General features: G+C 42.5%; 12 protein-coding genes. 7 read left to right on the top strand and 5 right to left on the bottom strand.

All coding sequences use genetic code 11. The features are described from left to right. Nucleotides 1–339 precede the first annotated feature (339 nt). Entirely contained in the window at nt 340–3,075 is a 2,736-nt protein-coding gene (locus tag ABF638_RS33765) for a DUF3536 domain-containing protein (RefSeq protein WP_435027170.1), read from the bottom strand. Nucleotides 3,076–3,600: 525 nt separating this feature from the next. On the opposite strand from ABF638_RS33765, the gene cax reads away from it, so the two are divergent. Together cax and ABF638_RS33755 are read left to right on the top strand one after the other, a co-directional pair. Continuing rightward, entirely contained in the window at nt 3,601–4,692 is a 1,092-nt protein-coding gene (gene cax, locus ABF638_RS33760) for a calcium/proton exchanger (RefSeq protein WP_435027169.1), read from the top strand. A gap of 221 nt (nt 4,693–4,913) precedes the next feature. Next, entirely contained in the window at nt 4,914–6,053 is a 1,140-nt protein-coding gene (locus ABF638_RS33755) for a protein kinase domain-containing protein (protein WP_435027168.1), read from the top strand. A gap of 453 nt (nt 6,054–6,506) precedes the next feature. Here ABF638_RS33755 and gndA read toward each other — a convergent pair whose 3' ends face one another. Continuing rightward, entirely contained in the window at nt 6,507–7,937 is a 1,431-nt protein-coding gene (gndA, locus tag ABF638_RS33750; RefSeq protein ID WP_435027167.1) for an NADP-dependent phosphogluconate dehydrogenase, read from the bottom strand. 337 nt (nt 7,938–8,274) lie between these two features. On the opposite strand from gndA, the gene ABF638_RS33745 reads away from it, so the two are divergent. Next, nucleotides 8,275–9,012 (top strand): Ycf66 family protein, encoded by a 738-nt coding sequence (locus ABF638_RS33745; protein ID WP_435027166.1) that lies wholly within the window; start codon nt 8,275–8,277, stop codon nt 9,010–9,012. A gap of 53 nt (nt 9,013–9,065) precedes the next feature. Here ABF638_RS33745 and ABF638_RS33740 read toward each other — a convergent pair whose 3' ends face one another. The 3 genes from ABF638_RS33740 to ABF638_RS33730 all read right to left on the bottom strand — a co-directional run bounded on the left by ABF638_RS33740 (nt 9,066) and on the right by ABF638_RS33730 (nt 9,985). Next, nucleotides 9,066–9,485 carry a hypothetical protein gene (locus tag ABF638_RS33740; protein ID WP_435027165.1) on the bottom strand — a complete coding sequence of 140 codons (420 nt, stop codon included), beginning with the start codon at nt 9,483–9,485 and terminating at the stop codon, nt 9,066–9,068. After that, complete coding sequence (locus ABF638_RS33735; protein WP_435027164.1) at nt 9,478–9,696, bottom strand: hypothetical protein; 219 nt, start codon at nt 9,694–9,696, stop codon at nt 9,478–9,480. The genes ABF638_RS33740 and ABF638_RS33735 overlap by 8 nt, the downstream gene beginning before the upstream one ends. A gap of 133 nt (nt 9,697–9,829) precedes the next feature. After that, on the bottom strand, nt 9,830–9,985 hold the full coding sequence (locus ABF638_RS33730; protein ID WP_435027163.1) for a hypothetical protein: 156 nt from the start codon (nt 9,983–9,985) through the stop codon (nt 9,830–9,832). A 179-nt stretch (nt 9,986–10,164) separates the two neighbouring features. Here ABF638_RS33730 and ABF638_RS33725 point away from each other — a divergent pair, with 179 nt between their 5' ends. The 4 genes from ABF638_RS33725 (at nt 10,165) to ABF638_RS33710 (ending at nt 13,043) form a co-directional block, all read left to right on the top strand. After that, nucleotides 10,165–10,431, top strand: coding sequence for a type II toxin-antitoxin system ParD family antitoxin (locus ABF638_RS33725; RefSeq protein WP_435027162.1), 267 nt, complete (start codon nt 10,165–10,167; stop codon nt 10,429–10,431). 160 nt (nt 10,432–10,591) lie between these two features. Beyond that, entirely contained in the window at nt 10,592–10,774 is a 183-nt protein-coding gene (locus tag ABF638_RS33720) for a hypothetical protein (RefSeq protein WP_435027161.1), read from the top strand. Continuing rightward, on the top strand, nt 10,755–11,075 hold the full coding sequence (locus ABF638_RS33715) for a type II toxin-antitoxin system VapC family toxin (protein ID WP_435027160.1): 321 nt from the start codon (nt 10,755–10,757) through the stop codon (nt 11,073–11,075). Before ABF638_RS33720 ends, ABF638_RS33715 begins: the two co-directional genes overlap by 20 nt. A gap of 321 nt (nt 11,076–11,396) precedes the next feature. Then, on the top strand, nt 11,397–13,043 hold the full coding sequence (locus ABF638_RS33710; RefSeq protein ID WP_435027159.1) for an SUMF1/EgtB/PvdO family nonheme iron enzyme: 1,647 nt from the start codon (nt 11,397–11,399) through the stop codon (nt 13,041–13,043). Nucleotides 13,044–13,106 lie beyond the last annotated feature (63 nt).

Below are 13,106 nucleotides of genomic sequence, written 5' to 3'. Positions count from 1 at the left end.
CGCCGTCTCTACAAAGGACTGATTATTGTAAAGACGGCGATTTATCGCGTCTTTGTGATCTATAACTTTCATCACAAAACCTTATCCGAACCGTATTGAATGCACTTGGGTTAAGAGTTATTGGTGTAGATGATTGATCTTTCAAGACGCGATAAATCGCGTCTCTACATCTGGGTTTTGTTGCTCATTCTGAACTGTATTGTATTATGGGTAATTTGGCGGACATCATAATCAAGGAAATTAAAAAGAGAAGAGGATAATTATCCCCTTCTCTCTGTGTGAAATTTTTCCCAAAACTGACTTAAGTTGATATCAATGCACTGCTGTGCGTGTCTACATCTATCCCAACTGATTTGAGATCATGCTGACATCAACGGCTAACTTTTTGCCCAACTTGAGCAACTGAAGACACTGATTATCTCCTTCATTCCCAACGCTAGTAATACACACCGGCGCTATCTGACTGTGCAGACAACTAAAATATAGTTCTTGCGATCGCTGTAGGGAAATGTGAATATTGAGTTGATCCCCGACATCAATCAATCGCTCCAATAGTTGGATATCTGCATTAAAGCTACCATTAGCATCGTGCAACAGTTGCCAGAGCGATCGCGCAATTAACTGTTCTAACATCTGTTTACCGTCGGGAATATTCAGCCGACAACGCAGATGTTTTGCTTCAGTTGCGATCACTTCCAATTCTAAGATGTGACTCCAACTCTTTTGGGGATCAGCGATATCTTGCTCTAGCGATCGCAATGTCATCAAACAACGATGCCCTAAAGCAATATCTGCTGCTACCTGCAATTCTTGCGGTACTGCTATTTCATCTCGATGAAACGCCATCAGCACACCATAATTATCACGGTATGCTTGGGTATACAACTGTCCTAAACGTGTCAGTGTTTCCTCACTCAGCAGTCGCATAATCCGGTGGCGTTCTTCAGCAAATAGATTTTGCAAGTTAAAAGCTTCTTCGCCAAATAGCTGTGTCATCGCCAAGATAGTATGAGCCGCGCTAGCTTGTTTTAGTGCGCCGAACAGCTTTTCTTTTAATTGGCTGTAGTCACGCCGTCCAGTAAATTGTTGAATACAGCAGTGGAAATCCCAGCCTCCCAAATGGAGAACCGCAAATACCAAATGCTCGCTTTCCCAAGTAATCTCTGATACCAGCTTTAAATTCCCCACAGCCAGAGTTAGCGATCCCATCCGTTGCATCTGGTAATCTAGCTCATTAGCAGCGTAGCAATAAACTTTTTTGTGGTAACGCTGAGATTCTTTGTCCGCAGCATCTTTTCTTGGCAGAGATGTACGTGTCTCTGCTGGTTTCTGATTTGTAAACAGAGAAGTAATAGCGTAATGGGCTGCTACTTGCTTAAAGCCAAGCTGGGCAGTTAACACGAGTTGCCGATAAATTTCGCCACCGTGTTTGAAGTCATCCACATTGCTGGGGGCTAAACCAAGACGTTTGACGAAGCCTTTTTCCAACTGCACACCAGCCACTTCTCCTGCTAATTCCAAAGCACGACCGGCGTAGCGCAGAATTTGTGTCCCCTCTGGACGGGAAATTTCTTCAAAAAACCAACCGCAACTAGTGAACATCAACAAAGCGTGACGCTGCATTTCCAATAAACGCAGAGCGTCTACTTGTTCGGCTGCGGTTAGTTTGTGAGTTTGATGACGGGCTAGGAAACGGTTGACATTGGTAGCAGAGCGATCGCGCATCACTTGGATATATTCATCTCGTGTTTGCCAGGGATCACGAAATAACTGCCTACCATGTTCTTCATACACCTCAGTTAGCTGATCGCGCAGCCAATTTAGGGCATCCCGCAGGGGACGACGCCATTTCTGATGCCAAACACCACCTTCTCCACCGCAACCACAGTCATCTTGCCATCTGTCTACACCGTGGGCGCAACTCCAGGCCGTAACTGACTTTAATTCCACTTCCCAACCGGGAGAATTTAAGCTGAGGTAATGGGCGAAGTTTGTTACAGTCCAACCCTGTTGAGGAAACTCTTTAGTAAAGGCGTAGGCTAAAGTTTTCTCAGTTCCCTTTTTGTGATGTCCAAAGGTTTCCCCATCTGTCGCCACAGAGATTAACTGTGTTTGACGATGATCCCCACGTACCGCCGAACCAATACGTCCAGCAAAGTGAGTGGAATTATAAACGACATCACTAAAACCCATGTCCCGCGATATCGGGCCATCGTAGAAGAAGATATCAATGTAGGGGAGTGAGTAGGGAGTGGGGAGTGGGGAGTGGTTACTATCCCCATTCCCCTCATTAATCGAACTTAGAGGTGAAGATGAAGTGTCTAGCGTTGGCTTTAAATAACAACGATAGGGACGTGTGGGATCAATTTGACTACCACCGACTTCGTGCCATTCAGGATTGGGATGATCTGGAGTGGGAAGGGGACGGCAACGCAGTGCTTGAGATGGTGCAAGGATAATGAAGCGAATACCCTCAGCAACCAGAGCTTCGAGGGTGGCATAATCCACACCTGTTTCTGCGAGCCACATTCCTTCGGGATCACGACCAAAGCGGGAACGGAAGTCTTCTTTACCCCAGCGAATTTGGGTATATTTGTCGCGTTCATTCGCCAGAGGCATGATGATGTGATTGTATACTTGCGCGATCGCATTGCCATGACCATGCAACCGTTGGCTACTCTTGGCATCCGCCTCTAAAATCCGCTGATAAACCTCCACATCGTAGCGTTCTAGCCACGACATCAGCGTTGGGCCAATATTAAAACTGAAATACTCATAATTGTTGACGATCCCCACCACTTCGCCTTGGTCATTTAAGACTCTGGCAAAGGCATTCGGACGATAGCATTCCCAATGAATCCGCTCATTCCAGTCATGGAAAGGCGCAGCGCTCGGTTGGCGTTCAATTGCGTCCAGATAAGGGTTTTCCCTTGGTGGCTGGTAAAAATGACCATGCACCGTCACATAAACACCATTAGCCTTTCTCAGGGGATCGGTTTCGTGAGCGTTTTTGGGATCTGAATGTAATGTTAACGTTGAGCCAGAGCTAGCTGGCATTTCAGCAGCAGAAGTCATGTATATTTATCCAAAACAAAAAACTTGCAGTTGCACCGAAAACATTGTGCATAAACCTTTCTACAATGGTTTGTACACAAAATCCGGTATAAACAACAACTATGGAATACAACGAAATTTTTGACAAAGCGATTTTATTGTAGTGGGAAATCTGCGTTATCGCACAGCCCTTTCCCTGAAGGCTCAAAGTAATTAGCCATCGAACAAGGCCTTAGTTAGGGGTTTCTCGTTAGCAGCGCCAATCAAAATTTTAATTGTCTTTTAATATATTAAACCCCATTTTTGGTGTAATATTTTGGCTCAATTTCATAGTTTTGCAACAAAAGATTACAAAAACTCATTATATCGCAATTGAATTTTACATATACAGCAGTGAGCCGAAAACAGTACAATTCCTGAATTGCTCTACAGACGGTTGAGAGTATCATATCGGAGTGATGAGTGAAAGTGATTGTTAATTCAACACTCCAAATTTAAAATTTAGGATTGCTCGCTGTGAATGATACCCTCAACTTAAGACAACAAATGTCAACCAAAAACATTATTCTTTTCGTTTTACTACTGTTTATCCCGGTTTCTGTAGCAGCCCACTTTCTGGAATGGGGAGAATTGATAGTTTTCATTACAGCTGGATTAGCAATTCTACCCTTAGCAGCTTGGATGGGTACAGCTACAGAAGAAATTGCTGTCGTAGTCGGGCCATCATTGGGGGGCTTGTTAAACGCCACCTTTGGCAATGCTACAGAACTAATCATCGCCCTAGTAGCGCTGAACGCTGGATTAATAGATGTAGTCAAAGCCAGCATCACGGGATCAATTATTAGCAACTTACTACTGGTGATGGGTTTTTCCATGCTTTTGGGAGGACTGCGCTATAAAGAACAGACATTTCAGCCAATTGTGGCGCGGGTGAATGCTGATTCGATGAATTTGGCGGTGATTGCCATGTTGATGCCAACGGCAATGAATTATACCTCTCAAGGAATTAACGAACAAACACTGCAAAATTTTTCTATTGCTGTTGCTGTGGTGTTAATCCTGGTTTATGCGCTAACGCTGCTATTTTCGATGAAAACCCACTCCTATCTTTATGATGTGGGTGTAGCAGAGACAGAAGAAGAAGAAATCCCTCATGCTAAACCAAATATGATGTTGTGGGTTGGTGTCTTGCTAGTATGTACCTTACTGGTAGCATTTGAGTCAGAAATGTTAGTTGCTTCTTTGGAAGTGGCCACATCTCAGCTAGGTTTGACGGCGCTGTTTACAGGGGTGATTTTGGTTCCCATCGTCGGTAACGCGGCTGAACACGCCACAGCAGTCACCGTGGCGATGAAAAATAAAATGGATCTTTCCCTTTCGGTAGCGGTGGGATCAAGTATGCAGATTGCCTTGTTTGTCGCGCCCGTGTTGGTGATCGCAGGGCGGATAATGGGTAAACCAATGGATTTGGATTTCCAACCCTTTGAATTAGTAGCTGTGGTTGCGTCGGTGTTGATTGCAAACAGTATTAGTTCTGATGGTAAGTCCAATTGGCTGGAAGGCACTTTGTTATTAGCTACCTATACAGTGTTGGGATTCGCCTTCTACTTCCATCCAGTTATAGAAGGTATAGGCTAGTACCGCAGGGCGGAAGTCAAAAGTTAAAAGTCAAAAGTCAAAAGAATTGTATTCTAAGCTTTTGCGCCATTTGAAATGGTATGTTTGTTTCCGCCGTGCTGTACTAGTTAAGCAGTGCGTAGGCGTAGCCCGTCGTAGACATCGCTCATAGTTTAACGGATTCGGAGAAGTCCACATCCTCAACGCCAGTAAAATAAAGAGATATAAGAGCGATCGCCTGTATGAGCTACTGCCTTAATCCCCACTGTCCCAAGCCTGAAAATCCTGATCATGTAAATTTTTGCGTGACTTGTGGTTCCAAGTTACTCCTCAAAGAACGTTACCGTGCGATCAAACCAATCGGACAAGGTGGTTTTGGCAAAACCTTCTTAGCTGTGGATGAGGATAAACCCTCAAAACCACGCTGCGTAATTAAGCAATTTTATCCCCAATCCCAAGGCACTAACACTCTTGCCAAAGCCGTAGAGTTATTTAACCAAGAAGCGGTGCAGTTAGATGAATTGGGCAAACATCCCCAAATTCCCGAACTACTGGCATATTTTACTCAAGAAAATCGGCAGTATCTTGTACAAGAATTTATCGACGGACAAAACTTAGCCCAGGAATTGGCACATACAGGTGCTTTTAGTGAAATACAAATTTGGCAATTACTAAGTGATTTATTACCAGTTTTGCAATTTTGTCATGCTAGACACGTAATTCACCGCGATATTAAGCCAGAAAATATTATTTTACGCGAGAGCGATCGCAAACTAGTATTAGTAGATTTTGGTGCTGCTAAATCTGCCACTGGCACCGCCTTAAATAGAACTGGTACAAGTATTGGTAGTCCAGAATATGTTGCACCTGAGCAAATGAGAGGTAGGGCTGTTTTTGCCAGCGATATTTACAGTTTGGGTGCTACTTGTATTAATTTATTAACAGTGCGATCGCCTTTCGATTCCTATGATACCAATAACGATACATGGGTATGGCAGCAATACTTGCAAACTCCTATCAGTAATCAGTTGAATCGGATTCTCAACAAGATGCTAGAAAGTATCCCGATTCGACGTTATCAAACAGTAGACGAAGTTCTCAAAGACTTAAATCAACAGTCGCAAGTAGCAGCCACACCAGCAATTGCACCAAAACCTATCCCTCAATCACCACTCAAATCTCCAGCTGCTTTTGTATCGAAATCTCCTAGTCAACTTGAGAAAGAATTAGAGGAAATGAAAACCCAATTTATGGGTAACAACAAACCTCAACCAAATAAAATACAGCCACCCAACCCAACACCTCAGCCTTCTAGTACAAATAAAATAGATCAAGAGTTAGAAGAATTAAAAGCAAAATTTCTTGGTAATAATAATCCTTAAAATCTAATACAGTTCAGATAAGACCAAAACACTTGTAGAGACGGCGATTTATCGCGTCTTCAAAGACCAATTACCTACACTCAATAACCCTTAGCCCAAGCGTATTGCCTTAAAATCAATCAATAATACTCATTCAATTAATGATTGCAACACATCATTGGGTAAAGACGCGATGAATCGCGTCTCTACAAATGTTCTATTTGTGGCATTCTTTTTTCAAATTGGTATAAGAGACAGCAGTTTTATTTTGCATTTATAGCCGTAGTCACATAGGTTAGGACAGTGTTGATTGCCTAAAGCCTTGAACTAACTGGGTTTTTACTCAGCACTCAGCACTTTGCTATAACTCAGCATTAAAAAGAAAGTGACTCTGAAACTCAGAGTCACTTGTAATATTTATTCTGAAACAGTCTAAATTTACTCAATAAATTGAGAATTTAGAGGTACAAAAGCTTACTTCCCAGCTTCAGCAATAGGAACCCATTCAGTGTGGAAACTTCCGGGCTTATCAAGACGCAAGTAGGTATGTGCGCCAAAGTAGTCGCGTTGTGCTTGAGTTAGATTTTGAGGTAAGCGATCGCGGCGATAGCTGTCAAAATAATCCAAGGAGGCGCTAAATGCGGGTACTGGAATTCCCACTGTTGCAGCTGTCGCAATCACTTCCCGCCAAGCAGTCTGTCTGTCAAGAATTGTCTGCTTAAATTCGGGAGCTAACAGCAAGTTAGGCAAAGCTGGATTTTCGCTAAAAGCCTTCTTAATCTTATTCAAAAAGCGAGCGCGAATAATACAACCACCTTTCCAAATCCGCGCCATTTCGCCCAGATCCAAATTCCAGTTATATGTTTTTGAAGCTGTGGATAGCAACGCCATCCCTTGAGCATAAGAACAGATTTTCGAGCAATAGAGAGCATCACGGACTTTGTTGATAAAGTCTTTAGTTTGCCCGTCATACTTGCCACTGGGGCCTGTGAGGACTTTAGATGCTGCAACCCGCTCATCTTTAATCGAAGATATAATCCGGGCATTAACTGCTGCTGTAATTGTGGGAATAGCAACTCCCAATTCCAACGCAGTTTGCACAGTCCAGCGTCCAGTTCCCTTTTGACCGGCTGCATCAACAATCAAATCCACCAGGGGTTTATTTGTGTCTGGGTCAATATATGGGAAGATATTCTTCGTAATCTCAATCAAAAATGAATCGAGTTCATCGGTGGTATTCCATTCAGCAAACACATCATGTAGCTGACTGGGGTTTAATCCAGCGACATTTTTCAGCAAGTCGTAGGCTTCAGCAATTAGCTGCATATCGCCATACTCAATGCCGTTGTGTACCATTTTGACATAGTGGCCAGAACCACCAGGGCCAATATAGGTTACACAAGGGCCGTCATCGACTTGGGCAGCAATTTTGTTGAAAATTGGTGATAGAAACTCGTAAGAGCTTGTTGTACCTCCAGGCATCAGAGAAGGGCCATTCAATGCCCCTTCTTCACCGCCACTGACACCCATACCAAGATACCGAAGCCCAGCGGGTTCTAATTCCTGAGTGCGTCGTTCCGTATCTTCAAACCAAGAGTTGCCACCGTCGATAATGATATCGCCTTCGTCTAACAAGGGTTTGAGTTGAGCAATCACCGCATCCACTGGCTTACCAGCTTGCACCATTACTAGAATTTTGCGGGGACGTTCCAATAAGGCAACGAATTCTTCTAGAGTAAAGGCGGCTTTGACGTTCCGTCCTGTAGCACGTTGCGCCATAAACGCATCCGTTTTTTCTCGGGAGCGGTTGTAAACTGCAATTGGGAAGCCATTGCGCTCCACGTTGAGAGCGATGTTCTCACCCATAACGGCTAATCCAATCACACCAAAGCTTTGTAGTGTCATAAAAAATTTCTGGCTAACTCTTGCAGATCCTTTACCTATAAGGGTAGTCCGATATTTTCCGTTCTCCCCTAAAGAAGACCTTAAGACTTGATATAAACGACAAAAATCCACAACTAACATGGATAATTAATTTTAAATTGTATCTAAATCAACAATTGACTGGCAAAATTTGCAAAATTGTTATTTGAGGGACTGGGGACTGGGGACTGGGGACTGGGCATTAGGAAGGAATTTAATTCACTAAATTAGTTTTTCTTCCTAATACCTAATATCCAGTAACCGATCCCCAGTACCCGATCCCCAGTCCCCAATCTCTAGTCAAAGGAGTAACCAAATAATGCTGGCATTTGTCCTAGCTTTGGTGGTCGGTCTTGGTAGTTTAGCCATTTATATAGCAGCTTTCTTTTTTCCAGAAATCCACCGCAAGAATGATTTTATCTGGAGTGGTGTGGGACTGTTCTACGCCTTAGTCTTATGGGTGTTTGCACCACGCATTACTGGGGGTTTGTTGCTGGGTCATGTGGCTAGTGTGGCTCTTTTGGTCTGGTTTGGCTGGCAAACTCTATCATTACGTCGCCAACTGACCCCGCAGGCACAACAAACCCAAGTACCCAGTCCTGAGACGGTGAAAACTGGCATTCAGGAACAGGTAAATAAGTTGTCCCTTCAGGAACGCCTGGGTCAGTTGCAGCAGGGTCTTGGTAGTACCTTCAGTGGCGTGAAAGACAAGGTGCAACAGACTGTAAGTAAAAAAACACCCACAACCCCCAAACCTGAAGATATTATCTCTGTAATATCAGAGCAACCTGCTGTTGAGATTATCGACAAAACTATTGTCATACCAGAACAACCAGTAGAGGAGACAGTTACTACTGACACTGAAGTAAAAACTGAGAGTGTACCGGAAGCGATTCCACCACATCCCCCATCTCCTGAATTGGTGGAAGCAGCGCAAGCAGATTTAGAAATTGAGGATAAGCAACCAATTCCCGTAGAAGAGATTGCGCCGGATGCGGTACTCGCTCCCCCAGCGGAACCGCCATCTGAACAAATACCGCCTAATCAAGGTAGTTGAATGCTGTGAAACCCAACGTTAACTTAATATAATGTTGGGTTTCACTATTTCCATCAGGCTATTTTAGGGCTAATTTCAAACACTAATTCAGAACGATAGAAGCACACATCAAACGCTAAAAAGAAATTCATGTGTCCTAAAATCAATGGGGCGTTTCTATCTTTTGTCCAAGCAAAAGCTAACTCTACTGTCGGAAATGGTTCAATATTTGCCATCAACACCAATGCCCTCGCCTCAAACCTAGCCAAATTACCACCCAATGGAACGGAGAGTCTTTGACGTTCCCAAACTGCTCCCAGCCTTAACCCGATTTCGTAGGGCAATACGTTGACAGTAGAACCAGTATCTAGCAAGCCTGATACACTTACAGAACGATTCTGATAACTGAGAATTAGCGGTAGATAAGGTAGGGTACTTAATGCACCGAGTTCTGGATTGACCTCAGTAAATGCAAATCTAACTTTATCAACCATGTGTTGCCGCTTTTTCTTCTGCTAATGCCTTCGCTAAAACAGCAGCAGCTTCAAAAGAATCATATAAGCCAAGACTAGCTACTTTGTCCTCAGCATCCAATGGAACTAAACTTGATTCCTTCAACAATTCGGCTGCCAGTAAATGTATTAGTGAGAGTTTATCAGTGTGGGATAATTCTTTAACTAGCGGTATGAGTTCGGTAAGAAGCATAAGTTAAGGCTTTAATGAATTTAGATAAATTTTAGAGCATAGTTTGGGGAACGCTTCAGACATCCTTTAAGGCGTGAATTAAGTACTCTCCTATTTCTTGCTGCTCATCAGCGTCACCTTCATCAATCCAAGACTAAAGCACATTGACTAATTTAGAGCGTTTCTCTTTTGGCAGAATATATTCTTGCAAAATCTGCAAAGTATATGTTTCCACAGAAAGCCCTTGCTGTTTAGCTTGTTGTGCAAGATACTGTTCTAATTCTGGTGGCAAGTTCAGGCTTAAAGTCATAAGTCTCTTTTGAGTAACACCATATATTTTAAACCTGCTTCCAGCCTTAACCCGATTTCGTAGGGCAATACGTTGACAGTAAAACCAGTATCTAGCAAGCCTGATACACTTACAGAAAGATTCTGATAAGTTAGAAGCATAGTTTGGGGAATGCTCTTAGCTAACTAGGAATAACAATTATGAACATCCAACTTAAGGCGGAATACGAGCAATTTATACAAACCCAAATTGCTACAGGTAGATATGAAAATGCTGAAGAAGTGATTGTTAAAGCATTGAAACTGCTGGAAGAATGGGAAAAGGGTTATCAAGAATGGGAAGAAGAAACCCAGAAAAAAATAGCTGTTGGGCTTGCTTCTATTGAAAGTGGAGACGTAGTAAATGGTGAAGTAGTGATGGCGCGACTGTCAGATAAATTACGCAAAGCGCGTGAGACTCAAGGATAATGGAATATTTTATTGCCAAAGAAGCAAGTCTCTTTCTTATATTAGAATTAAAGATTGGAAAATCAGGAGAGATTAGCTAATAAACCATTCAGAATGGAGAGTTAAAGTTTTAGAAGAAGTGCAGCAAATCCCAGATGCTAAGTTATCACAACTCTATGAGATGATTCACGGATTTCGAATAAGCTCACAAACTAACAATCATAATGCTGCTGCTATCATGCAGTTTGCAGGTTGCTGGAGCGATATGTCAGAAGAAGCATACGGCGAATTTTCAGACGAGATTGCTATCCGTCGTCAGCAAGCATTTTCTCAAAGACAAAACCGTGAAACCAGCATTGATTGATACTGATATCTTGTCCTTGTTCTTCCGAGGTAATACTAATGTAGTAACTCAGTTTCAGAATTACTTGATAACCTATCGTCAAATCAACATTAGTATCATCACTTATTACGAAATTCTCAGTGGCTTAAAGCACCGTGATGCCCAAAAGCAACTCACCTTATTTTTGGAGTTTGTCGCCCAAAATACTGTCTTACCCCTTACTGAACAATCAGTCACCTTATCCGCAGATATCTACGCAAACTTGCGACTCCAAGGGATTCCCATCGATGATATTGACTTGCTCATTGCTGGGGTTGCGTAGACGCAAAGCGGCTTGTCGTAAGACATCGCCAATAATCTAGTTATGATTACTCATAATCAGCGTCATTTCGGTAGAATTGAAGCACTAGAGTTGCAAGATTGGAGTCAAGCTTGACGTACTTTGATTGCGATAAAAGTTACTCTATCGATTTTATGCAGCGATCGCAGTAGCATCAGAATGGAATAGCGATCGCAATATCATATCTCCCAGTTAAGACGATAAAGAGTTGCACTGGCGATCAGGGTTAGTTTATCAAAGAAATCAGGCAAAAATACTATAATTTGTGAGAAGCGTAATTTATACTACTCCTGAAGACGCAAAATGGCAGATGTTTCGTTGGAACCACTCAAGGTGTTTTGTTCCTACTCTCACAACGACGAACCCCTAAAGGATGAACTGGCTAAACACCTGACTATGTTGGAACGTCAAGGTCTTACTTCAACTTGGCACGATCGCAAAATACCACCTGGAAAAGAATGGGATCAGCAGATTAATGAAAATTTAAATACAGCCGATATTATTTTATTACTAGTCAGTTCAGACTTTATATTTTCTAAATACTGCTGGGATGTTGAAGTTACCAAAGCAATAGAACGCCACGCAAATGGAGAGGCTTGTGTCATTCCAATTATTCTGCGAAACGTTTTTTGGCAAGATGCACCATTTGCTAAACTACAAGCTCTGCCCAAAAATGCCCAACCTATTAAGTCTTGGAATAATCAAGATGATGCATTCACGAATGTAGCTCAGGGAATTAAGTTTGCGGCTGAACAACTAATTAAGGAACGTGAACAAAAACGGGTAAGTAGGGAAGCCGCAATAGCTGAGTATCGTTATAAGGCTGAAGAATTTGCGTCTGATGGCGAGATATCTCTGGTGGAATCTGACATATTAAAAGATTTACAAGAAAAGTTAAAATTAACAGATACAGAAGCTAGTGCAGTTAGAGAAAAAGCATTAGAGCCTTACGGTATATATAAGAAAAACCTAGACAAATACAAGCAATACTTGGCAAGCTTTGTAGATGAACAAGGATATCCGTTGCGTGAAAAATCTGAAGCTGAATTAGAGAAATTACAGAAATACTATCTGCTTAAACATGAGGATGTAGATCGCTTAAAGAAAGAACAAAAAGTAGAGTATCAAAAACGACAAGCAGGTGGACGCACTGAGTTTTTTACAGAAAACCTGGGTAATGGTGTAGTTCTGGAGATGGTTGCAATTCCCGGTGGTAAATTTTTCATGGGTTCGCCAGAGAGTGAGCCAGAAAGAAGTGGCGATGAAAGTCCACAGCATCCTGTTACCATTCAACCCTTTTTTATGGGGAAATTTCCAGTAACTCAGAGTCAATGGGCATCTATTGCCGCTTTACCCAAGGTTAATATTGATTTAAATCCCGAACCATCCTATTTTAAAGGTGCTAATCGACCTGTTGAACAGGTTTCTTGGGATGATGCAATTGAGTTTTGCGCTCGATTATCTAAAAATACTGAGAAAACCTATCGCTTGCCCAGTGAGGCAGAATGGGAATATGCTTGTCGTGCGGGAACTACTACGCCGTTTTATTTTGGCGAAACGATTACGACTGATTTAGCCAATTACAACGGCGATTACGCCTATAATTCTGGCCCAAAGGGTGAATATCGTGAGCAAACAACAGATGTAGGAAAATTTCCTGCCAATCCTTTTGGTTTATTTGATATGCATGGTAATGTATGCGAATGGTGTCAGGATGAGTGGCACAAAAATTATAACGGAGCGCCAACAGACGAAAGCGCTTGGTTAGTTGATAATAATAAATTTCGGCTTTTGCGTGGTGGTTCGTGGGAACATAATCCCAGGAATTGCCGCTCGGCGGTTCGCCGCTATCACGGGCGTGAAAATTGGTACTACTTTGTGGGTTTTCGGGTTGTGGTGGTTCGGGGCAGTACAGAACTTGTGAATGGGAATCAACAATTCCGGCTTTAAACTGGAGTTTAGAGGTTGTTTGAAAAGTCCTCTTGTCGGTATCAAAAGTTTTAGATCCCCCTA

The sequence above is a fragment of the Nostoc sp. CALU 1950 genome (assembly GCF_051172895.1).
Lineage (GTDB): Bacteria > Cyanobacteriota > Cyanobacteriia > Cyanobacteriales > Nostocaceae > Nostoc > Nostoc edaphicum_A.
The sequence above is the reverse complement of the archived record's forward strand: the minus strand, read 5'-3'. Positions and strand labels throughout refer to the sequence as shown.